Here is a 20,987-nt window from a genome sequence, read left to right as displayed (position 1 = left end):
ACGGGTGTTGAGTCAACTACAATACCCCGCATGTCGCACCTCCCTCCCCTCAGCGCGCTGCGTGCTTTCGAGGCGGCCGTCCGCCTCGGCGGGTTCGCGCGCGCGGCGGCCGAGCTGAACGTGTCGACGAGCGCGATCAGTCACCAGATCCGCGCGCTCGAGGAATCGCTGGGTGCCCGCCTGCTCGAACGCAGCACGGGGCTCGGCGGCATCGGCCTCACGCAAGCGGGCGCCCGCCTGCTGCCGGCCGTCAGCGATGCGCTGTCGAAGCTGACCGACGCGTGCGCCGAAATTCGCGGCACCACCGCGCAACGGCTGACCGTGTCCGCCAACGCGCCGTTTTCGTCGATGTGGCTCGCACGCCGCCTCGCGGAATTCTCGTCGCTTCATCCCGACACGCCGCTGCATGCGGTCGTGGTCGACGACGAACCGGATTTCGCGCGCAGCGGCGTCGATCTCGCGATCGTGCACGTGCCCGCGCACCGGCTGCGCGCCGACGACGACATCCTGATGCGGGAGACCGTGTTTCCGGTGTGCAGCCCCGAGCTGTTCCCGTACGCATCCGGGTACGTGTGCCGCTCGCGGCTGCTGCAGGAGATGCACGAGGACAGCCCCGAGATCGACTGGCGCAACTGGGCCGTGCACTTCGGCCTGCCGGACGACTTCGAGACGAAGATCGTCCGTTACAGCAGTTTCAGCCAGGTGATCGGCGCGGCGGTGGGCGGTGCGGGCATCGCGCTCGGCCGTGTGCCGCTGATCGAGCCCGAACTGCGCAGCGGCCGCCTGGTGCCGCTGGTGCCGGGCCTCGAGCGCGATGCGTCGTGGCGCTTCGTGCTGCGCCGCAATCCGTCGGCACGGCACCGGCTGCTCGATCCGTTGATCGCGTTCCTGCGCCGCGAAGCCGATGCCCCGCCGCTCCAGCGCACGAAGATCGTTGCGCCCGCATCCAACGACAGTCACGCGCGCGATGCGGGCGGCGCGTAGCGCGCCCGCGCGCACAGCGGGCGCAGGCATCGCCGGTTCGCTACCGCGTCACGGCGTCGCGAAGAACAGCGCGACGACGCACGCCATCCCGCCGGCCCACACGAGCGAACGCAGCGACGCCCAGTTCAGCAGGTACATCAGCGCATAGACGACGCGAATCGCGACGAACCCCATCGCGAGTTGGTCGACGTGGTGCGCATTCGCGCCGTTGTGCCATGCGACGACCAATCCGGCCGTGAACAGCGCCAGCGCTTCCCACGCATTCTGGTGCGCGGCCTGCGCCCGCGCGCGCCAGCCTTCGAGCTTCGCGAGGTACTCGCGCGGCGTGTGGTTGTCGTAACCCTTGCGGGCCTTGGCCAGGAACGTCATCGGGAATGGCAACAGCGCCGCGATGAACAGGCACAGCTGGGACGTCGTCATCAAAGTCCCCTCCTTTATGATTACATTGATCAATGACATGGTCGCGCAGAGCTTAGCATTGCGTCGCGCTGTTCGCGCACCGGTTTTCTAGACGGGAGACTCGGCAAGGCAGGCTGGCGAAGGCCGTGTCGACATGGGTCCGGCACAAAAAATTCCACCAAATCGCCGACAAATACGTTAATTAAAACTGGTCGAACACCAATAAGATAGCGCCCAACACTGGCCGGGTGCGCAAACGCACCAGCCACTGACCCGCGCCGCCGCGCGCGCACCGAACGACTTTCGACCCGAGCCCGCCCATGCCCCGTCCCATCGTCGCCCATATCCGTCCCGACGCCGTCCGCCACAACCTCGACTTCATCCGCCGCACCGCCGCGCAATCGCGCGTATGGGCCGTGATCAAGGCCAACGCCTACGGTCACGGGATCGAGCGGATCTATCCGGGCCTCGCGGCCGCCGACGGCATCGCGCTGCTCGATCTCGACGAAGCCGTGCGCGTGCGGGAACTCGGCTGGGACAAGCCGGTGCTGCTGCTCGAAGGCATCTTCGAGCCGGCCGACGTCGAACTGGCCGATCGTTACCGGCTGACGGTGGCCGTGCATTGCGACGCGCAGCTCGACCTGCTGATCGCCGCGAAGCCTCGGCAACCGATCGACATCCAGCTGAAGATGAACTCCGGGATGAACCGGCTCGGCTACCGGCCCCACGCATTCCGTGCCGCGTGGGAGCGCGCGGCGGCCGCGCCGTCGATCGGCAAGATCACGCTGATGATGCATTTCGCAAACGCCGACGAAGGCGAAGTCGACTGGCAGCTCGAGCAGTTCGATGCGGCCACCGCCGGGATTCCGGGCGAGCGCTCGACATCGAATTCCGCGGCCGTGCTGTGGCATCCGCGCGCGCATCGCGACTGGGTCCGGCCGGGCACGATCCTGTATGGCGCGTCGCCGACCGGCGCGTCACGGCACATCGCCGACACGCCGCTGATGGCCGCGATGACGCTGACCAGCAAGATCATCGGCGTGCAGACGCTCGCGCCGGAAGAAACGGTCGGCTACGGCCGCCGCTTCACCGCCGACCAGCCGATGCGGATCGGCGTCGTCGCGTGCGGCTACGCGGACGGCTATCCGCGCCACGCGCCGACCGGCACGCCGATCGCGGTGGACGGCGTGATGACGCGCGTCGTCGGCCGCGTGTCGATGGACATGCTGACCGTCGACCTGACGCCGTGCCCGGATGCCGGCATCGGCTCGAGCGTCGAGCTGTGGGGCGATCAGGTGAAGGTCGACGACGTCGCGGAAGCCAGCGGCACGATCGGCTACGAGCTGATGTGCGCGCTCGCGCGCCGCGTGCCGGTCGTGGTCGTGCCGTCCGGCGCGTCGACGGTGCAGCCGGCGCCGCGCACGGGCAGCTACGGGCGATAACCGGGGCGCGGATGCGGCGGCACGCTCGCGGGTCGCTGCGCATCCGGACGCTCGGAATCCGCTTGCGGGCCGCGTCGGGCGGTCCGCTTGTTTTGTGCGGTCTGCTTTTGCCGCATGTACCGACGGCGAAGCACAGGCGGGACGCAGCGCGCAACCGGTCCACGGGCGCCACACACTACGAACTACGAACTACTCACGCCACGTCGGCTTGCGCTTCTCGAGGAACGCATCGATCCCCTCGCCGGCGTCCTCTTCCATCATGTTGCGCGCCATCACGTCGCCCGCAAAAGCGTATGCGTCGTCCAGCGGCAGTTCTCGCTGCCGGTAGAACATCTGCTTGCCGTAGCGCACCGCCGCCGGGCTCTTCGCGACGATCTCCGCGACCTTGCGCGCGACGGCCGCGTCGAGCGCATCCTCGGGCACGGCCTCGTTGACGAGCCCCCACGCGGCGGCCGTCGCCGCATCGATGAAACGCCCGGTGACGAGCATGTCGAACGCGCGCTTCGCCGACACGTTGCGGCTCAACGCAACGGCGGGCGTCGAACAGAACAGCCCGACATTGATGCCCGACACCGCGAAGCGCGCGGTGTCGGCCGCCACGGCGAGGTCGCACGCGGCGACGAGCTGGCAGCCGGCCGCCGTCGCGATGCCCTGCACGCGCGCGATGACCGGCACCGGCAGCGCGCGCATCGCGAGCATCACGCGGCTGCATTGCGCGAACAGCGTGCGGTAATAATCGAGTTCGGGCTTGCCGCGCATCTGCCGCAGGTCGTGGCCCGCGCAGAACGCCCTGCCCTGCGCGGCGAGCACGACACAGCGCACGTGCGGATCGGCGGCCAGCGAATCGAACGCGTCCTGCAGGCTCGCCAGCATCGCCTCCGACAGCGCGTTGAACTGTTGCGGCCGGTTCAGCCGCAGCGTGACGACGCCGTCGTGGGCCTCGCGCAGCAGGATCGGCTCGGCTGTCTCGTGAATGGGTTCCATGATGCTCCGCTCGATGGGGTTCGATCGGACGCGAACCGGCGGCACGGGCAACACGCGTCCGGATTCGCGATCGACATGATCACGAATCGTCCTCCAGTTTGCGCGAGACGTCCAGCGAAGCGGACGGACCGCCGGCGCAGCAGACGTTCGCGGGAATCGGGCTGCGCGCCACTCGCGTGCGTGGTCAGGGCCGCGTGCAGGAGCGCACATCGCGAATTTCGCCCGTCGCGCCGTCCTGAATGCGGATCACACGGCCTTGCGCGTACTCGGCATGCTCGCCTGCGAACACCCCGTTGCAACCGGCGACGCAGCGGTCGCGCGTCCCGAACCGCAACGTTGAACGCTCAAGCGGTATCGAGCCCGCTCCCCCCGAATATCGGCTCAGCCCGCGAGCTTCTTCAGCGCGTCGAGCACCGCATCGCCCTTGAACGGCTTCACGATCCAGCCCTTCACGCCGGCGGCCTTGCCGCGCTCCTTCATCGCCGGGCTGCTTTCGGTCGTCAGCATCACCACGTTGACCGACGTGTTCGCCAGCTCGCCGCGGATCTTCTCGACCATCGTCAGGCCATCCATGTTCGGCATGTTCACGTCGCTGATCACGAGACGCACGCCGGGTGTCGCCTTGAGCTTCGCGAGCCCGTCCTTGCCGTCCACCGCCGTCGCGACGTCGAGCCCGTGATTGCGCAGGAAACCCGCGACTTCGTCGCGCACCGTGCCCGAATCGTCGACCACCAGAATCTTTGCCATGCCGTCTTCCCCTTTCGTCGTTGCCGACTTCAACATTCAAAACAGTTCGAGTTCGCCCGCTTCCACCATCGGCCCCACGTCCTGCACGGATTCGCGGAAATCCTCCGGCGACCAGCTCAGGCTGAACACGAAACGCTGGTCGAGCCGCACCGACCGCCCCGATGCGGGGTCGGTCATCCGGTACTTGAAACAGAGCTGCGGACAGTCGCCGCCGAACGAAATGAACTTCTGCTTGTGATTGACGACGAGCGGTACCTGCACCGGATGGCGCGCAAGGGCCTCCGCGTCGCCGAGATAGCGGTTCTTGAACGCGCCCCACACGAGGTTGGTCAGCTCGCCGAGCACGCTGTTCACGTCGCGGAAATCGGGTGCGCGGCCGTCGTCGCGCGTGCCGCCGATCATGTCGAGCAGCGGCTGCTCGCTCGTCTGCAGCAGCATGTAGCCGCGGCACCATGCGCTTTCCAGCGCGATCAGGCTGAACACCTCGCCGAAGATGATCTGGTCGCGCACGATGCACGGCGTGTCGCGCTCGATCGTCATGCCGGGGAACAGGCTGTCGAGCCGCGCCTCGGTGATCTCCGCAATGCCGCGCACCAGTGCGTTCGGGTAGTCGCGGCCGAACAGGTATTCGTCGATCGCGCGCTTGAGCGGCGTCAGGTCGTCGGCGACGTAGGCCGCGCACGCGACGCGTGCGAGCGCATCGGGCAGCCCGTCGCGCGACGCGTCCCCTGCATTCGACATGCGGCGCAGGATGATCGGCAGCTCGGGTCGCAGCGCATCGATCTGCGTCGCGACGATCGCGCTTTCGTCCGGCGAGCCGCCGTAGTCCTCGGCGAGCAGGATCGCGCCGAGATCGATGTTCGAGCGCAGCACCTTCAGCAGCCGGTTGCGCCGCACGGTCAGGCCGACCAGGTTGTGCTCGTCGCAGAAGCGCTTGAGCGTCGCCGCATGCGCGCGGCTGTCGTCGAGCACGAGCACCTTGCTGACGGGTTGATCTACGGTCATGTCGCGGAGTCCTCGCAATCGGTCAAAACAGTTCGAGCTCGCCGCCCGTGTCCACGCTCGCCGCTTCCGACACGTGGAAATCGACCGGCGCGTTCGCGCACACGCACAGCGTCGCGCCGATCCGCACGTCGCCGTCGAGCGTCACGTCGTACGCGGCCACGTGGCCGGGATTCAGCGCCTGCAGGTAGTCGATGCTCGCGCCGCTCAGCAGGTAAGGCGTCGACATCCCGAGATCGGGGAACGGCACGGTCAGCGCCTGGTTGATCGCGCCGCAGCACAGGTTCGCGACTTCCATGACCGCTTCGGGCAGCGGCCGCTGCGCGCTCGCGCCGGGCGCCGCCGCAGCGAAATGGCGGCGCGTCGGTTCGTCGTCGCGAAAACGCAGCGCGAGCAGCAGCCGGAAATGCAGCGCCGAGATCGTCAGCACTGCGACGTGTTCCGCGATCTTCGGCATCGCGCGCGACTTCGTGCGGGATGGGTCATGTGACGCACCATGTGCGTCGTCGTCAGCCGGCCGGATCTCGCATGCGCCGCCGGACGCGAGCCGCGTGCGCGCCGCATCGAAGAAGATCCGCTCGAAACCGGCGCGGGCCTGCGCGCTGATCACGCCGCCGCTCCTTCGAGCCGCGCATGCAGCTGCCCCGCCAGCGTCTCGACCGTCGCGAGCGCGGCCGTGATCATCTTGCCGCCGGCCTGGATGTCCTGGAACGTCGCGGCCGTCACGAGATCGTTGCGGTTCAGGCTGTCGCGATAGCTGTTCGACAGTTGCTGCGAGCGCGCGGCAAGCCCGCGCACCTCGCTCGCGACGATCGAGAAGCCGCGTCCCGCGGCACCCGCGCGCGCGGCCTCGATCGATGCGTTCAGCGAGACGATCGACACGTGCGCGACGATCGCCGACAGCTCCTGGTTCTTCGTGCGCATGTCCTGGTTCTGCGTGGTCAGCGAGATCATCTGCTCGTGCCAGCGCTCGAACGTGCCGGCCAGCCCGCGCAGGCGCGCGGCTTCGTCGGCGAGCTTCGCCGCGTGCTGCGACAGCGCGGCGCGCTCGGCCGCGAGCGCCTGCAGCGCGTCGCGCTGCTCGCCGGTGCCGGCCGCCTCGCGCGCCCGCGTTTCCTCGAGTTCCGTTTCGCGGCGCGTCCATGCCTGTGCGGCTTCCGCATGTGCGGCCGCGGCTTCGTCGGCCCGCGCATCGGCCGCGCCGAGCGCGGCGCGCAACGCGTCCGCTTCGCGCGTCAGCGCGGCAACGAGCCGCGCGCGTGCGATGCGCCACGCGAACGCGGCGATCGCCGCGACCACGAGGCCGCCCGCCAGCGCGGCACCGATCGGGATCATCCACGCTTGCACGATCACTCCGTTGCGTCGACGTTCACGGCGTGCGCCGGCTGCCCGGCTTCGCGCGCCGCAGCGTTGGCCACGCCGTTGACCGCACCGTCCGCCGCGAAACGCGCCGGCAGCGACACGATCGTCTCGAACGCGCGATACGACGCGCCGACGCGATCGTCGGTAAAGCGCAGCGCGATATCGCCGCCGTCGCGCTTCAGGAAGTTGCGCACCGCGTCCATCCCGACGCCGCGCCCCGATACCTCGGTCACCGCGCGCGCGGTCGAGAAGCCCGGGCGGAAGATCAGTTCGGCCACGGCGTCGTCGGTCAACCCGGCTTCGTTGCCGGCGTCGATCCAGCCACGCTCGCGCGCGATCCCGCGAATCCGGTCGAGCGCGAGGCCACGGCCGTCGTCGGCGAGCACGAAGCGCAGTGCATCGCCGTCGACGTCGACCGCGATGTCGATCTTGCCGGCCGGCGCCTTCCCGGCCGCGCGACGCTCGTCCGACGTTTCGATGCCGTGGTCGATCGCGTTGCGCAGCAGGTGCATGAACACGTTCGCAAGCGTCGCGCCGATCTCGCTGCGCACGCGATGGCCGTTGCTGTCGATATGCACGACCGGCGCCGGCTTGCCGAGTTCGGCCGCGAGCGACGGCAGCGATTCGATCACGCCGCCCAGCGCATCGCCGATGCCCTGCGTGCCGAACTGGCTCAACAGGCGGCGCACCGAATCGCGCGCCGCGTGCCAGTCGCCCGCGTTCGCCGGATCGGCGCCGTCGAGCATGCGCAGGCTCTCGCTGATGTGCGCGCGCTCGACCATCAGGTAGTCGGCGCCGCCATGCTGCGCCACCTCGCCGTGGCGGCCGAGCGTGACCGCGTTGATCGTCGCGTAGCGGTCGACCGCCTCACGCACGCGGGCGAGGTCGTCCATCAGCGCATCGCGGTTCCACTCGGGGCCGCCGTCGGCGCGGCGCAGCGATTCGTACGCCTGCTCCGCTTCGTGCACGATGTTGGTCAGGTGCTGCAGGCTGTACGTGCGCGCATTGCCCTTGATCGTGTGCATGTTGCGAAACAGCGCCGCGACGATCGAGTGATCCGCGCGTTCGTGCTGGCGGATCATCCGCTCGTTCTCGCTGAGGAAACCCTTCGCGCTGTGCACGAAGTCGTGGAACTTGTCCTGGCTGATCGACAGGATCTCGCCGATCATCTCGAGGCGGCGCTGCTGCTCGCCGGCCTGCGCGGTCAGCTCGCGGATCTCCGTCACGTCGCGCACGCACAGCATCAGCCGCACGACCGTGTCGGTCTCGTCGGTGATCGCCGACCAGCTCAGGTCGAGCCATTTCTCGCGGCCGTCCGGCATCCGCTTCGCGACTTCGTTGACGAGCAGGTGCTCGTTGAACGCGAAGTTCATGCTGTCCTCGCCGAGGCACGCATGCACGGCCGCGTCGACCTGCGAGCGCGCGTCGGAACCGATGCCCGAATCGTCGAACACGAGTGCCATCAGGTCGCGGCCGGCGATGTCGTTCGTTTCGAAGATGGTTTCGAGGTAAGCCGAATACTCCGCATGCACGACCCCGCCTTCGACGACGGTCAGGATCCCCTGCTGCATGTTCTGCAGCATCGCCTGGATGTCGGCCGTCTTCTGCTTCAGTTGCGCGGCATTCTCCTGGATCTTCTCGATCATCCCGTTGAACGCGACAATCGAATGGCCGATCTCGTCCATCCGGCCCACCGGCACGCGGCGCGTGAAGTCCTGGCTCGTCGCAATCTCGCTCATCGCCGTCTGCATCCCGATCAGCGGACGCGTGATCTGGCGATACAGCACGAAGCCGAGCGCGGTCAGCAGCACGACCACCGTGCCCGCCACCCCCGCGATCGCGGTGGCCGTCGTCGCGAGCATGCCGTTCAGCGCACGGATCGCGTCGTCCTTCTGGCGGTTCTTCTCGACGCGCAGCGTGTCGACGATGCTTTCCAGTTCGTCGCGATACTGCGCGACGTTCGCGAACAGGTACGCCTGCGCCATCTCGGGCTTGCCGTCCGTCTTCATCTTCACGGTGTCGTCGATCGCGGCGAAGTAGTTCGCGGCGCTGTCCTTCGCCTGCGCGACGAGGCCTTCCTGCGCGCGGCCGACCGCCGATTTCGCCTGGGCGTCGAGCGCGGCGCGCAGCGCACCCTGCTTCGCCTTCAGTTCGTCGCGCGCCTGCGCGGCGGTGTTCGCGTCGGGCGCGTACACCAGCGTCATCGTCGCGATCTGGATGTTCTTCACGTCGGCGACGAGATCCGCCGACGCGAGCGCGCTCGGCACGATTCCCTGGGTAACCTGACGCACCTCGGACGCGCTCTTGCGCGTCTGGTACACGGCGTACACGCCGATCGCGGACAACGCGAAAAACGTCAGGACGACTAGCAGCGTAATGCGATGACGGATGGTCATGAGTACAGCTCCCCGCAGCGATCCGGCTTCGATCGCGCTCTGGCCTATTGAAAGAATGTGAGCGGCGAATTATCGGGGATGGTGTATGACCGTCCGATGACTGAAAATCAATCGGCCGTTGAGGAAATCGCAATGATTAATTGCGACGGGAAAATCCTAAAGTTTTCCGCGAATGAGCCGTTAACCTTCGGCGCATCTAGGCTCTGGCCGCTTGCCGGGCAGCGCGGAATAATCGCATCCGGAAATTTATTCTTCGATTCTCGATTCGGCAATTCAATCCGGTCGAATACCGGTGAAACGTTTGCGCATTATCCGTGAATCGAATCGCTCGCGCAGTCATCTACGCGCGATAACGGAGATCATGCGCGGGCCGGGTCGGCCGGCCGCGTCATTGCCGCTCACGGATCGAGCGCACCGCCCGACCAGCCTGCCGACGGCCGCGACCCGGTCAGCTTCAACGCGACGTCGCCCTGCGCGACCAGCCGCTCGCGATTGCGCGTGACGATGCGCCCGGCTTGCGGCGCCACCAGCACGTGCGCGCTGCCGGGCACGCCCGGCTGCGCGACGATCCGCGCGATGCGCTCGCCGGCATCGACCGTCGCGCCGAGTTCGCGTTCGTACACGAGCACGCCCGACACCGGTGCGAGCACGGTTTCCATGTGCGCGATCGGCACGGCGTCGCCATGCCAGTCGCGCGCGCCGGCCGGTTCCGCGATCACGCCGCGGCCGCGCAGGAACGCAAGGACGCCGTCGGCATCGCGTTCGGCGAGCGTGTCGGACACGTCGGATTGGCCGCGCAATTCGATCGTCGCGACGAGTCGCTCGCGCAAACCGCCGTTGCGCGCCCAGTGCGCGGCGATCGCGCCTTCGAACGCGCCGTCGTCGTCCTCGTCCCACAGGATCGCGACGTCCACGCCGAGCGCGGCCGCGAGATCGCGGCCGGCCGGCCACAGATCGCGATGCAGGTATACGTACGGCAGCGCCTCGGAATCGGTGTGCAGATCGAGCACGATGTCGGCGTCGCACGCGGCGTCGAACACCGTGCGCTGCCACGCGGCGAACGTCGTCGCGGGCCGGCGCGCCGCAGCCGATTCGTGGAAATGCCGGTTGAAATTGCGGTGCGTCGCGTCGTGGAAGCGGCCGAGCAGCCGCCCTTGCCGGAACTGCGCGAGCCCGAGCGGATTCGCCTGCGGCACGACCGTCACCGTGCCACGCAGCACGCCGCGATCGTGGGCCGCGCAAAGTTGCGGCAGCAACCGGTGCAGCACGAGCATGCCGGCGATCTCGTCCGCATGCACGCCGGCCTGCAGGTGTACGCGCGGCCCGTCGCCGCCCGACAGCCGCCACGCGCGGATCGCGAGCGGCTGGCCGCCGTCGCCCGGCACCTGCCACGTCAGCGTTTCGATCATCGTCGCTCCTCCTTCCGGTTCCGGATATGCATCACGACGCCGCGCGCGCGTTCTCGCCGAGGCTCGCGATGAATGCCGCGATGCGCTCGCACGCGTCGGCGAGCTTCGCATCGTCGACGACGAAGCCGAAGCGCACGAAACCCGACGCCGTCTCGCCGAACGCGCTCGCATCGAGCAGCGCGACCTGCTTCGCGCGGAACAGCCCCCACGTGAAAGCGTGCGCATCCAGCCCCGTGCCGCGCACGTCGACCATCATGAACATCCCGGCTTCCGGCAGCAGGCAGCGCAGCCCCGGCACGTCGCGCAGGCGCGCGTACGCGAGGTCGCGGCGGCGCCGATACAGCTCGCGCATGTCGGCGACGATCGCGGCCTTGTTGTCGAGCGCGGTGACGGCCGCCTGCTGGACGAAGCCGGGCAGCCCGTACAACATGCACAGCGCGAGCCGTTCCGCATGCTCGATCAGCTCGGTCGGGCCGATCGCCCAGCCGACCCGCCAGCCCGGCATCGCATGCGATTTCGACAGGCTGCCGATCGTCACCGTGCGCTCGGCCATCCCCGGCAGCGACGCGATGCTGACCATGTCGCGCTCGAACGTCAGCTCCGCGTAGACCTCGTCGGACACGACCCACAGGTCGCGCTCGCATGCGAGCCGCGCGATCCGTTCGAGATCGGCGCGCGGCATCACGACGCCGGTCGGATTGCACGGCGTCGCGAAGAAGATCGCTTTCGTGCGCGGCGTCACGGCCGCTGCGAGCGCGTCGACGTCGAGATGAAAGCCGCGAGCCGCATCGACCGGCACCGGCACGAGCGTCGCGCCCGACGCGCGTACGCTGGCTTCGTACGTGAGGTACATCGGCTCCGGCACGAGCACCTCGTCGCCGGCCTCGCACAGGCACAGCGCCATCGCGAACAGCGCGTTCTGCGCGCCGGCCGTCACGATCACGTGCTCGGCGCCGACCGCCTGCCCGCACGCCTTCGCATGCTCGCGCGCGATCGCCGCGCGCAGCTCGGCACGCCCGCGCACTTCGCTGTAGTGCGTATCGCCGCCGCGCAGCGCGGTCACCGCGCGTTCGACGATCACGTCGGGAGTCGGGAAATCCGGATCGCCGACGCTCAGCACGATCGCCGGCTCGCCCGCCGCGACGGCAGCCTGCGCCGCGTAATGAATGTCCCAGGCGGTCGTGCGCTTGCCCTGCAGGCGCGCGACCAGCTTCGAATAGTTCATGTGTTCTCCGTCGCGCGGCGCCCGCCCGGCCGCCGCGCCATCAAGGGTTCGTTCAACGCGGCATGCGCACCGGCACACGCCGCTCGAGCCGGCCGAACGCGCGCTCGATCGCGAACGCGAGCACGACGTAGATCACCGCGATCGCCAGCAGCGGCTCGTAGGTCCGCAACGTCTGCGCGCGGATGTAGTTCGCGGCGCCGAGCACGTCCATCACCGCGACCGTCGACGCGAGCGCGGTCGATTTCAGCAGCATCACCGTTTCGCCCGCGAGCGTCGGCAGCAGGATCTGGATCGCGCGCGGCAGCCACACGCGCCACGCGATCATCGACGGGCGCATCCCCATCGCGCGCGCGGCCTCGATCTCGCCCTTCGGCACACCGCGCAGCCCGGCGCGCAGCACTTCGCCGACGTACGCGCCGACGCTGATCACCAGCGCGAACGCGACATACCAGAAGCCGTCGCGCAGGAACGGCCACAGCACGCTGTCGCGCAGCGCGGGCCAGCCGGCGAACAGCGAGCCGACGCCATAGTAGATCAGGTAGATCTGCACGAGCAGCGGCGTGCCGCGGATCACTTCGGTGAACGCCTTGCTGACGCGCGCGACGATCGCATTGCCCGACAGCCGCGCGAACGCGACGGCGATCGCGAGCCCGAAGCCGAACACGGCCGACACGACGAGCAGCTTGACGGTGGTCAGCACGCCGAGCAGCAGCAGCGACCCGTAGGAAGACAGTACGCTCAGATCCATGACATTGATCCGGTTCGGTCGAAAGATGCGTGGAAAGGCGGGACGTGGGTCACGGCGCGGGTCACGATGCGGGCATCCAGCGGCCGAAGCGCCGCTCGATCTCGCGGAACAGCATGCCCGACAGCGACGTGATCGCGAAATACACGGCCGCGACCATCAGGTAGTAGTGCAGGTACTCGCGCGTCGAACCGGCCGCCTGCTTCGCGGTGTAGAGCAGCTCGCTGTAGCCGACCACGCTGATCAGCGCGCTGTCCTTCACGAGGATCAGCCACAGGTTCGTGAAGCCGGCCAGTGCATACGGCGCCATCGCGGGCAGCGTCACGCGGCGGAACACGAGCGCGGGCGGTGCGCCGAACGCGCGCGCGGCTTCGATCTGCCCGTACGGGATCGCGAGGATCGCACCGCGGATGATCTCGGCCGCATACGCGCCCTGCACGATGCCGAGCACGATCACCGCGGCCGCGAAGCCGTTGACCGCGACCGGCCCGACGCCGATCGCCGTCATCAGCAGGTTGATCGCGTCGGTGCCCGCGTAGTAGAGCAGCAGGATCAGCAGCAGCTCGGGCACCGCGCGGCACAGCGTCGTGTAGCCCTGCGCGAGCTGCTCGAACGCGCGCACGCCGGACAGCTTCGCGACCGCGCCCAGGAGCCCGAGCACGATGCCGACGACGAACGCGCCGAGCGAAATCTCGAGCGTCACGCCCGCGCCCTGCAGCAGCGCGACGCCCCAGCCGTCCGGGTCCATGCCCAGGTAGCTCACCCATCCCCAACCGTCCATGCCGCCTCCTCGTCCGTGCGTGGCGCCCGTCGGCGCGAAATCGTGCGATCAGTGCGGCCAGAGGTCGATCGGGAAATACTTCTTCGCGATCTGCGCGTACTTGCCCGACGCATGCAGCTGCTCGAGCGCCTGGTCCATCTGCTGCTTGAGCGGCGCATCGGCCTTGCGCATCCCCGCGCCGACGCCGTAGCCGAAGATCGCCGGATCCATCTTCACGCTGCCGGGGCCTTTCAGCTCGAACGTCGCACCGTCCTTCGACTTCAGGAAATCGAGAATGCCGAGCTGGTCGAGATACATCGTGTCGATGCGGCCCGCGACGAGGTCCGAGTTGCAATCGTCCTGCGTGTTGTAGAGCCGCACCGTCGCCGTCTTGCCGTACGCCATCTTGATGAACTCGGCGTTCGCGGTCGAACCCTGCACGCCGATCACCTTGCCCTTCAGGCCGTCCGGCGTCAGCGTGAGCTTCTGGTTCTTCGCGCCGACGAAGGTGCCCGGCGTCTCGTAGTACGGCCGCGAGAACGCGATCACCTTCTGGCGCTCCGGCGTGATCGACATCGAGTTGAAGATCACGTCGATCTTGTCGCTGAGCAGCGCCGGGATGATGCCGTCCCACGCGACTTCCTTGATCTCGCACTTCGCCTTCATCTGCTCGCACACCGCGCGGATCAGGTCGGCCTCGAAGCCGCTCCACTGCCCGGTCGGGCTCTTCATCAGGAACGGCGGATACGGCTCGGCGGCGACGCCGAAGCGCAGCACGCCCGACGACGCATGCGCGGAACCGAACGGCGCAAGCGCCGCGAGAACGAGACTCAACAGGCACAGCAGACTGCGAACGACACGCTTCATGGTCGGACTCCTGGCTGGAAAGATACGAAATCGGTACGGCCGGCCGCGCAGGCAGGCACGCGCGGGCCGTGCCATCGGTTCAGTGACGTTGCCGGTGCGCGTTGACGAACTGGCGGCAGCGTTCGCTCTGCGGCGCATCGAAGATCTCGGCCGGCGTGCCGCTCTCCTCGACGCGTCCCTCGTGCAGGAACAGCACCTTGTTCGACACGTCGCGCGCGAATGCCATCTCGTGCGTGACGAGGATCATCGTGCGGCCTTCGCACGCGAGATCGCGGATCACCTTCAGCACTTCGCCGACGCGTTCGGGATCGAGCGCGGAAGTCGGCTCGTCGAACAGCATCACTTTCGGCCGCATCGCGAGCGCGCGCGCGATCGCGACACGCTGCTGCTGGCCGCCGGACAGGAACGCCGGATAGACGTTGCGCTTGTCGGCGAGGCCGACGCGTTCGAGCAGCTGCTCGGCGCGCGCGAGCGCTTCGGCGCGCGGTTCGCGCAGCACGTGCACGGGCATCTCGATCACGTTCTCGAGCACCGTGCGGTGCGCCCACAGATTGAAGCTCTGGAACACCATGCCGAGCCGCGTGCGAATGCGTTCGACCTGGCGCGGATCGGTCGGCACGGTGCGGCCCTTGCGATCGAGCTTCAGCCCGATCTCCTCGCCGTCGACGACGATGCGCCCGCGGGTCGGCGTCTCGAGCAGGTTGATGCAGCGAAGCAGCGTGCTCTTGCCCGAGCCGCTCGCGCCGATCAGCGAGATCACTTCGCCTTCGCGCGCGCTCAGCGACACGCCCTTCAACACCTCCAGCTCGCCGAACCGCTTGTGCAGGTCCGTCACCTGCACGCGCTCCTCGACCGCCGTCTTCACGCTCTCCACCCGCGCCAACATGCTGTCTCCTGTGTCGAATTCTCACGCCCGTCCCGCGCGGGATCGCGGCGTCTTGTTGAATGGCCGACCAACCTCATGCGGAGTCGAGTATAGGCCCTGTTGAACAAGGGTTCAACAGATTTCAATAATCCGGAAGCAAGGGTTTTCGCGGGTTCCATCGCTGTAATTGAACAAGCGTCCGACACTCCCCTATAATCGGTGCCATGACGATTCCGTAAGGTCACCCCGTGAAAAAGACTTCTGGCAGCGCACCGGTTCAGACCCGCAGCCGCGGCATCCGAGAAACGCCCGCGGTGCGGCAGCAATCGATCATCGACGCGACGATGCGCTGCATCGCGCGCTACAGCTATTCGGAAACCACGATCGACCGCATCTGCGCGGAAGCGAAGGTGTCGCGCGGGCTGATCAACCATCACTTCCAGTCGAAAGACGAGCTGATGGCGCAGACCTACAAGCGGCTCGCGGCCGACCTGCTCGACGTGTCGCGCGCGGCCGCCGCGAACGCGACGGGCCCCGAGGACAAGCTCGACGCGATCATCAAGGTGTGTTTCGCCGCGCCGGTGTTCGCGCCGAAGAACGTGAAGGTCTGGCTCGGCTTCTGGAGCGTCGCGCACAGCGATCCGGTGATCCGCAAGGCGCACAAGGAACTGTATGCCGGCTACCGCCAGGCGTTGAAGAAGCTGTTCGACCAGATCGCGGAAGTGCGCAGCGGCACCGTCGACAGCGAACTCGCCGCGCTGACGCTGACGGCGGTGATCGACGGCTTTTGGCTCGAACTCGCGCGCGACCCGACGTCGTTCACCGCGGAAGACGCGCTGACGAGCTGCCTGCGCGTCGTCGATTCGTTCCTGCCGCCGTCGAAGACGGCGCGCAAGCGCGCGTAACGCACACAACGCGCCGCAACCGGCACGACGGCCTCGCATCGCGAGGCCGTTCGCATTTTCAGGCCGCGCGAATCTCGATCAGGTACGGCGCGTCGTGCGCGGCCGCTTCGCCGAGCGCACCGGCCAGCGACGCACCCTCTTCGACGCGCTGCGCGCCCCATCCATACGCGCGCGCAAGCGCGACGAAATCGGGCGTATGCAGATCCACGCCGACCGGCTCGACGCCGCCGTCGACCATCGCACGCTTGATCTCTCCGTAACCGCCGTTGTTCAGCAGTACGACGATCACGCGCGCGCGATGCTGCACCGCGGTGCCGAGTTCGGCGAGCGTGTACTGGAACCCGCCGTCGCCGGCGAGGCAGACCACCGGCCGCGATGCATCGCCGAGGCTCGCGCCGACCGCGGCCGGCAGCCCGTAGCCGAGCGAGCCGAAGCCGACCGACGCGTTGAACCAGCTGCGCGGACGCGACGCCGCGAAGCCGACGTTGCCCGCATAGACGATCCGCGTCGAATCGCCGACCAGCGCCGCATCGGGCAGCGCGTCGCGCACGCTGTCGAGCAGCGCGAGATCGCGCCGCATTTCGTCGTTCAGTTCCTGCCGCGCGGCCAAACGGCACGTCGCCGCGCGCTCAACGCCGCCGCCGTCAGCGCGGGCCCGCGCATCGCCCGGCCACACGCGCCGCAGCGCGCGCAGCGTTTCGCCGACGTCGCCGAGCAGCGGCAGCGCGGGCACCGCGTTGCGGCACAGCTGCTGCGGATCGATGTCGATCCGCACGAGCGGCGCGGGCATCGAGAAGCTGCGCGTCGCATACAGGTCGTAATCGGTCGGGCCGAGCTCGGTGCCGAGCGCGACGATCAGGTCGCTGTCGCGCATCAGTGCGCGCACCGCGTCGCTCGACGCCGACCACGACACGCCGAGCGGATGCGCGCTCGGCAACACGCCGCGCCCGTTGATCGTCATCACGACCGGCGCGTCGAGCGTCTCCGCGAGCCAGCGCACGTCGGCGGCCGCGTCGAGCGCGCCGCCGCCCGCGAGAATCAATGGCGCGCGCGCGGCGGCGGCCTTCGCACGCAGTGCGTCGATGCCGTCGGCCGATGCGGGGCCGGGCGTGATGCGCGGCGGCACGGTCGGCACAGGCGGCAACGTGTCGGCCGGCGCCGCGAGCACGTCGAGCGGAATCTGCAGATGCACGGGGCGCGGCCGGCCGCCCGAGAACACCGCGAACGCGCGCGCGATCGCCTGCGGCAGCGCGTCGGCGCGCGGCACCGTGTAGCTGAACGCGGCGATGTTCTCCGCGAACGCATGCTGGTCCGGCAGTTCGTGCAGATGGCCGTTGCCGGAGCCGATGTCGCCGGACGCGTTGACGCTCGAAATCACCAGCATCGGAATCGAATCCGCATACGCCTGCGCCATCGACGTCGCGATGTTCGTCATGCCGGGGCCGGTGATCACGAAACACACGCCGGGCTTGCCGGTCGCACGCGCATAGCCGTCCGCCATGAAGCCGAGGCCCTGCTCGTGGCGTGCGCTCACGTGGCGCAGCGCGCTGCCGGCGAGCCCGCGGTACAGCTCGATCGTATGCACGCCGGGAATGCCGAACACCGTGTCGACGCCGTAGGCGGCAAGCAGGTCGACCAGGTACATGCCTACTGTTTTCATGTGATTTCCATCGTTCAGGGTAAGGAGGTGGATCGCGCGCGGCCCCGCGAGGCCGTCAATGCGCGAGCCCCGGCAACAGTTCGCGCACGCCCTGCGCGAGCATCTGGAACGCGATCGCGGTCAGCACGATGCCCGACAGCCGCTCGACCAGCGTCCTGCCGATCTCGCCGAGCCGTCGGCACCACGACGCCGAGCACGCATACGTGAGCCCGATCACGCCCGCGTGCAGCACGCACGCCGCGCTCAGCGCCAGCAGGTCGGCCGGCGTATGAAAGCGCGTCGCGGTCGTGATCACGAGCGACATCACCGCGCTGCCGATCGATAGCGGGAAGATCAGCGGCACCGCGATGTAGCTGCGCCATTGCGCATGTTCGAGCCGCGTGTCGCCGCCGCTGCGCTCGTCGTTCGCCGTGCCGCGCATCATCGGGATCGACCACAGGCACAGCACGAGGCCGCCCGTCAGCGTCAGCGCACCGAGCGTGAGACCGAGCATGCGCAGCAGGAACTGGCCGCCCCACACCGCGCCGATCATCAGCGCCGCGATCCACGCGAACAGCCTGAACGCGATCTGCCGCTGTGTCACGTCGGGAAAATGCCCGGTGACGGCCGCATACATCGGGATCGCGACGGGCGGACAGAACAGCGTCAGGAGCCCGGTCAGGAACAGCAGCACGTCGCTCGACGTCAGGGTCATCGCTCGAACTCACATGCGGTCGGGTGGATAAGCGGCGCGGCGGCGACGCGGCCGGGCGTGGTCAATCCTGCGCGGTTTCCTGCGGCGCGCGTTCGCGCGGCCGCATGTCGCCGTCGAAATCGTCGAGCGTCGGAAACGCCATCGGTTCGTGCCGGTCGAGCTCTGCGAGATAGGCGTCGTAGCGTTCGAGCACGGCCGCGCGCTCCGCGTCGCCGATGTACGGCACGTGATAGCCGACGAACGACGGCAGCACGTCGAAGCCTGCGTAGCCGAGCGTGCCGCGCAACACATGGCGCAGCATCAGGTCCATTTCGCCGTGCACGCCGTCTGCACCGAACATGTAGTCGCGGCCGCCGCACGTATAGGCGAGCAGCGCGCGCTTGCCGCGCATCCCGCCGCGATCATAGAAGCGCACGCCGCCGTACACCTTGCCCGACACGAGCACGCGGTCGATCCAGCCTTTCATGATCGCCGGCACCGAGCACCAGAACAGCGGAAAGCTCAGGATCAGCAGGTCGCACGCGGCTAGCTTGTCGAGTTCCGCGGCGATGTCCGGCGCGATCGCGTGCGCGGCGACGTTCTCGCGCTGCTCCAGCGCATAGACGAGATAGTCGGGGTTCTTGCGCACGCCGAAATCGGCCGCGCTCGCGACCGGATTCCACTGCATCGCGTACAGGTCGGACACCGTCACGGTATGCCCCTGCGCTTCGAGCGTGCTCACCGCGCGGTGCAGCATCGACGTCGTGAACGACTGCGGTTCGGGATGGGCGTGAACGATCAGGACTTTCATGGTGCGAGTTTTCTCCGCGACGTAACGTTGAACTGCTGGATTCAGACGGACCCGGCCGCACGCTTGCGCAGCAGCGACAGGCCGATCGCGACGCAGGTCGCGACGAGCAAAAGCGTGGATACCGACGCGATCGCCGGATCGACGTTCTCGCGCATTCCGTCCCACATGCGGCGCGGCAGCGTATAGACGTTCCGGCTCGAGATGAACAGCGTGACGACGAGCTCGTCCCACGACAGGATGAACGCGAACACCGCGGCCGACAGCACGCCCGGCCGGATCGACGGCAGGATCACGTAGCGCAGCGTCTGCGCGACGTTCGCGCCGAGGCTGCGCGATGCCTGCTCGATGCGCAGCCCGACGGTCGCGAGCGACGCCGAAACCGCCACCACGACGTAAGGCACCGACAGCACGACGTGCGACAGGATCGCGGCGGGGTAGCTGTCGAGCATCCCGAGTTCGCCCCACAGCCGGTAGAACGCGAGCGCCGACACGATCGGCGGCACGATCAGCGGGAACAGGATCACGCCGCGCACGAACTCGCCGCACCGCGACGCGACTTTCCACAGCCCGATCGCGCACAGCGTGCCGAGCCCGACCGAGATCGCCGACGACACCAGGGCGATCAGCCCGCTCTGCAGGAAGCTCGACACCCAGCCGTCGTCGTCGAGCAGCACGCGGTAGTGCCGCAGCGACAGCGCGCCGTCCGGCATCGACAGGTAGTCGCTCGGCGTCAGCGAGACGGGCACCGACACGAGCAGCGGCAGCATCAGGAACAGGATCGCGGCCCACGCGATACCGACCACGAGCGCGCGTCCTGCGGTCATTCGGGTGTTCATCGGAACCTCCTCCGTTCGGGTCAGCGCGCGCCGAACAGCTCGCGCAGGTCGACGAAACGCGCGAGCAGCGCGAGCGCGGCCAGGATCGACGCCAGCAGCAGCGACGCGAGCGCCGCCCCGCTGCCCCAGTTCACGAGCTGCAGGATCTGTGTGCTGATGTATTCGGCGATCATCACGGTGCGGCCGCCGCCGAGTATCACCGGCGTCACGTAGAAGCCGAGCGAGAAGATGAACACGAGGATCGCCGCGCCGACGATGCCCGGTCGCGTCTGCGGGAAATACACCTTGCGGAACGTGACGAACGCGCCCGCGCCGAGCCCCTGCGAGGCACGCGCGAGCTGCGGATCGATGCCTTTCATGTTGGCGTACAGCGGCAGCACCGCGTACGGAATCATGAAGTGGATCATCCCGATCACGACGCCGACCTCGTTGCGCATCAGCGGCAGCGGCGCGTCGATCAGCCCGATGCGCAGCAGCAGCGTGTTGACGAGCCCCTGCTCGCCGAGCAGGAACAGCCACGAGAACGCGCGCACCAGCACCGACGCCCAGAACGGCACGAGCAGCCCGAACATCAGCGCCATCCGTTGCCGCGGGCCGACGTGCGCCATCGCATACGCAATCGCATAGCCGAGCGCGACCGAACACGCGGTCGTGACCGCGCACACGCGCAGCGTGGTCCACAGCACGCGATGCACGCCATGATTGCCGAGCAGCCGCGCATAGTTGTGCAGGCCCGGCTCCGGCACTGTGAAGCCGAGCCACAGCACGCGCACGAGCGGATACACGTACAGCACGATCAGCACCGCGAGCAGCGGCACGACAAGCAGCCAGTAACGATCGGCCTTCGCACGGCCGAGCGGCACCGCGCCCGTGACGGGAGTAGACAGGGTATTCATGGCGTCACGCTCACGAGGC

General features: G+C 68.3%; 22 protein-coding genes. 4 read left to right on the top strand and 18 right to left on the bottom strand.

Annotated features, from left to right (window positions below):
• The first annotated feature begins 30 nt into the window (after positions 1–30).
• Positions 31–984 (top strand): LysR family transcriptional regulator, encoded by a 954-nt coding sequence (locus tag U4012_RS27890; RefSeq protein WP_321802353.1) that lies wholly within the window; start codon positions 31–33, stop codon positions 982–984.
• A gap of 48 nt (positions 985–1,032) precedes the next feature.
• Here U4012_RS27890 and U4012_RS27885 read toward each other — a convergent pair whose 3' ends face one another.
• The gene (locus U4012_RS27885) at positions 1,033–1,404 is read right to left on the bottom strand and encodes an MAPEG family protein (RefSeq protein WP_321802352.1); all 372 of its coding nucleotides are present in this window, start codon (positions 1,402–1,404) and stop codon (positions 1,033–1,035) included.
• Between the two features lie 299 nt (positions 1,405–1,703).
• On the opposite strand from U4012_RS27885, the gene alr reads away from it, so the two are divergent.
• Positions 1,704–2,825 (top strand): alanine racemase, encoded by a 1,122-nt coding sequence (alr, locus tag U4012_RS27880; protein ID WP_257775344.1) that lies wholly within the window; start codon positions 1,704–1,706, stop codon positions 2,823–2,825.
• Between the two features lie 189 nt (positions 2,826–3,014).
• Here alr and U4012_RS27875 read toward each other — a convergent pair whose 3' ends face one another.
• The 6 genes from U4012_RS27875 to U4012_RS27850 form a co-directional block, all read right to left on the bottom strand.
• Complete coding sequence (locus U4012_RS27875) at positions 3,015–3,809, bottom strand: enoyl-CoA hydratase (RefSeq protein WP_321802351.1); 795 nt, start codon at positions 3,807–3,809, stop codon at positions 3,015–3,017.
• Between the two features lie 381 nt (positions 3,810–4,190).
• Positions 4,191–4,556, bottom strand: a complete 366-nt coding sequence (locus U4012_RS27870; protein WP_006765703.1) for a response regulator — start codon at positions 4,554–4,556, stop codon at positions 4,191–4,193.
• Positions 4,557–4,592: 36 nt separating this feature from the next.
• Positions 4,593–5,561 (bottom strand): chemotaxis protein CheX, encoded by a 969-nt coding sequence (locus U4012_RS27865; protein WP_044843940.1) that lies wholly within the window; start codon positions 5,559–5,561, stop codon positions 4,593–4,595.
• A 22-nt stretch (positions 5,562–5,583) separates the two neighbouring features.
• The gene (locus U4012_RS27860) at positions 5,584–6,168 is read right to left on the bottom strand and encodes a hypothetical protein (RefSeq protein WP_321802350.1); all 585 of its coding nucleotides are present in this window, start codon (positions 6,166–6,168) and stop codon (positions 5,584–5,586) included.
• Positions 6,165–6,905: a methyl-accepting chemotaxis protein gene (locus U4012_RS27855; protein ID WP_321802349.1), complete on the bottom strand. Its 741-nt coding sequence runs from the start codon at positions 6,903–6,905 to the stop codon at positions 6,165–6,167. Before U4012_RS27855 ends, U4012_RS27860 begins: the two co-directional genes overlap by 4 nt.
• Positions 6,906–6,907: 2 nt before the next feature.
• Positions 6,908–9,316, bottom strand: coding sequence for an ATP-binding protein (locus U4012_RS27850; protein ID WP_321802348.1), 2,409 nt, complete (start codon positions 9,314–9,316; stop codon positions 6,908–6,910).
• Between the two features lie 96 nt (positions 9,317–9,412).
• On the opposite strand from U4012_RS27850, the gene U4012_RS27845 reads away from it, so the two are divergent.
• Positions 9,413–9,634 carry a hypothetical protein gene (locus U4012_RS27845; protein ID WP_321802347.1) on the top strand — a complete coding sequence of 74 codons (222 nt, stop codon included), beginning with the start codon at positions 9,413–9,415 and terminating at the stop codon, positions 9,632–9,634.
• 80 nt (positions 9,635–9,714) lie between these two features.
• Here U4012_RS27845 and U4012_RS27840 read toward each other — a convergent pair whose 3' ends face one another.
• The 6 genes from U4012_RS27840 to U4012_RS27815 form a co-directional block, all read right to left on the bottom strand.
• Positions 9,715–10,725 (bottom strand): succinylglutamate desuccinylase/aspartoacylase domain-containing protein, encoded by a 1,011-nt coding sequence (locus tag U4012_RS27840; protein ID WP_321802346.1) that lies wholly within the window; start codon positions 10,723–10,725, stop codon positions 9,715–9,717.
• 31 nt (positions 10,726–10,756) lie between these two features.
• Entirely contained in the window at positions 10,757–11,950 is a 1,194-nt protein-coding gene (locus U4012_RS27835; RefSeq protein ID WP_321802345.1) for a pyridoxal phosphate-dependent aminotransferase, read from the bottom strand.
• Between the two features lie 52 nt (positions 11,951–12,002).
• The gene (locus U4012_RS27830) at positions 12,003–12,698 is read right to left on the bottom strand and encodes an ABC transporter permease subunit (RefSeq protein ID WP_321802344.1); all 696 of its coding nucleotides are present in this window, start codon (positions 12,696–12,698) and stop codon (positions 12,003–12,005) included.
• A gap of 61 nt (positions 12,699–12,759) precedes the next feature.
• On the bottom strand, positions 12,760–13,476 hold the full coding sequence (locus U4012_RS27825) for an ABC transporter permease subunit (protein ID WP_321802343.1): 717 nt from the start codon (positions 13,474–13,476) through the stop codon (positions 12,760–12,762).
• A gap of 48 nt (positions 13,477–13,524) precedes the next feature.
• Positions 13,525–14,322, bottom strand: coding sequence for a transporter substrate-binding domain-containing protein (locus U4012_RS27820; RefSeq protein WP_257775333.1), 798 nt, complete (start codon positions 14,320–14,322; stop codon positions 13,525–13,527).
• Positions 14,323–14,401: 79 nt separating this feature from the next.
• Positions 14,402–15,208: an ABC transporter ATP-binding protein gene (locus U4012_RS27815; RefSeq protein ID WP_044843932.1), complete on the bottom strand. Its 807-nt coding sequence runs from the start codon at positions 15,206–15,208 to the stop codon at positions 14,402–14,404.
• Between the two features lie 227 nt (positions 15,209–15,435).
• On the opposite strand from U4012_RS27815, the gene U4012_RS27810 reads away from it, so the two are divergent.
• The gene (locus U4012_RS27810; protein WP_321802342.1) at positions 15,436–16,092 is read left to right on the top strand and encodes a TetR family transcriptional regulator C-terminal domain-containing protein; all 657 of its coding nucleotides are present in this window, start codon (positions 15,436–15,438) and stop codon (positions 16,090–16,092) included.
• A 58-nt stretch (positions 16,093–16,150) separates the two neighbouring features.
• Here U4012_RS27810 and U4012_RS27805 read toward each other — a convergent pair whose 3' ends face one another.
• The 5 genes from U4012_RS27805 to U4012_RS27785 form a co-directional block, all read right to left on the bottom strand.
• A complete protein-coding gene (locus tag U4012_RS27805) occupies positions 16,151–17,752 on the bottom strand; it encodes a 5-guanidino-2-oxopentanoate decarboxylase (RefSeq protein WP_321802341.1) in 1,602 nt (533 codons plus the stop codon).
• 55 nt (positions 17,753–17,807) lie between these two features.
• The gene (locus U4012_RS27800) at positions 17,808–18,446 is read right to left on the bottom strand and encodes a MarC family protein (RefSeq protein ID WP_124522953.1); all 639 of its coding nucleotides are present in this window, start codon (positions 18,444–18,446) and stop codon (positions 17,808–17,810) included.
• Between the two features lie 61 nt (positions 18,447–18,507).
• Entirely contained in the window at positions 18,508–19,236 is a 729-nt protein-coding gene (locus tag U4012_RS27795) for an NAD(P)H-dependent oxidoreductase (RefSeq protein WP_321802340.1), read from the bottom strand.
• A 41-nt stretch (positions 19,237–19,277) separates the two neighbouring features.
• On the bottom strand, positions 19,278–20,072 hold the full coding sequence (locus tag U4012_RS27790; protein ID WP_321802339.1) for an ABC transporter permease: 795 nt from the start codon (positions 20,070–20,072) through the stop codon (positions 19,278–19,280).
• Between the two features lie 20 nt (positions 20,073–20,092).
• Positions 20,093–20,968: an ABC transporter permease gene (locus U4012_RS27785; protein WP_321802338.1), complete on the bottom strand. Its 876-nt coding sequence runs from the start codon at positions 20,966–20,968 to the stop codon at positions 20,093–20,095.
• Between the last annotated feature and the right edge of the window lie 19 nt (positions 20,969–20,987).

The sequence above is a fragment of the Burkholderia sp. BCC1988 genome (assembly GCF_905339895.1).
Lineage (GTDB): Bacteria > Pseudomonadota > Gammaproteobacteria > Burkholderiales > Burkholderiaceae > Burkholderia.
The sequence above is the reverse complement of the archived record's forward strand: the minus strand, read 5'-3'. Positions and strand labels throughout refer to the sequence as shown.

Excerpts from the sequence above, each read along its gene's own strand:
- U4012_RS27820 (WP_257775333.1), bottom strand. The coding sequence starts at position 14,322 with ATGAAGCGTGTCGTTCGCAGTCTGCTGTGCCTGTTGAGTCTCGTTCTC.
- U4012_RS27825 (WP_321802343.1), bottom strand. The coding sequence starts at position 13,476 with ATGGACGGTTGGGGATGGGTGAGCTACCTGGGCATGGACCCGGACGGC.
- U4012_RS27815 (WP_044843932.1), bottom strand. The coding sequence starts at position 15,208 with ATGTTGGCGCGGGTGGAGAGCGTGAAGACGGCGGTCGAGGAGCGCGTG.
- U4012_RS27785 (WP_321802338.1), bottom strand. The coding sequence starts at position 20,968 with ATGAATACCCTGTCTACTCCCGTCACGGGCGCGGTGCCGCTCGGCCGT.
- alr (WP_257775344.1), top strand. The coding sequence starts at position 1,704 with ATGCCCCGTCCCATCGTCGCCCATATCCGTCCCGACGCCGTCCGCCAC.
- U4012_RS27870 (WP_006765703.1), bottom strand. The coding sequence starts at position 4,556 with ATGGCAAAGATTCTGGTGGTCGACGATTCGGGCACGGTGCGCGACGAA.
- U4012_RS27795 (WP_321802340.1), bottom strand. The coding sequence starts at position 19,236 with ATGAAAGTCCTGATCGTTCACGCCCATCCCGAACCGCAGTCGTTCACG.
- U4012_RS27885 (WP_321802352.1), bottom strand. The coding sequence starts at position 1,404 with ATGACGACGTCCCAGCTGTGCCTGTTCATCGCGGCGCTGTTGCCATTC.
- U4012_RS27850 (WP_321802348.1), bottom strand. The coding sequence starts at position 9,316 with ATGACCATCCGTCATCGCATTACGCTGCTAGTCGTCCTGACGTTTTTC.
- U4012_RS27835 (WP_321802345.1), bottom strand. The coding sequence starts at position 11,950 with ATGAACTATTCGAAGCTGGTCGCGCGCCTGCAGGGCAAGCGCACGACC.
- U4012_RS27840 (WP_321802346.1), bottom strand. The coding sequence starts at position 10,725 with ATGATCGAAACGCTGACGTGGCAGGTGCCGGGCGACGGCGGCCAGCCG.
- U4012_RS27790 (WP_321802339.1), bottom strand. The coding sequence starts at position 20,072 with ATGAACACCCGAATGACCGCAGGACGCGCGCTCGTGGTCGGTATCGCG.
- U4012_RS27865 (WP_044843940.1), bottom strand. The coding sequence starts at position 5,561 with ATGACCGTAGATCAACCCGTCAGCAAGGTGCTCGTGCTCGACGACAGC.
- U4012_RS27875 (WP_321802351.1), bottom strand. The coding sequence starts at position 3,809 with ATGGAACCCATTCACGAGACAGCCGAGCCGATCCTGCTGCGCGAGGCC.
- U4012_RS27805 (WP_321802341.1), bottom strand. The coding sequence starts at position 17,752 with ATGAAAACAGTAGGCATGTACCTGGTCGACCTGCTTGCCGCCTACGGC.
- U4012_RS27830 (WP_321802344.1), bottom strand. The coding sequence starts at position 12,698 with ATGGATCTGAGCGTACTGTCTTCCTACGGGTCGCTGCTGCTGCTCGGC.
- U4012_RS27800 (WP_124522953.1), bottom strand. The coding sequence starts at position 18,446 with ATGACCCTGACGTCGAGCGACGTGCTGCTGTTCCTGACCGGGCTCCTG.
- U4012_RS27890 (WP_321802353.1), top strand. The coding sequence starts at position 31 with ATGTCGCACCTCCCTCCCCTCAGCGCGCTGCGTGCTTTCGAGGCGGCC.
- U4012_RS27845 (WP_321802347.1), top strand. The coding sequence starts at position 9,413 with ATGACTGAAAATCAATCGGCCGTTGAGGAAATCGCAATGATTAATTGC.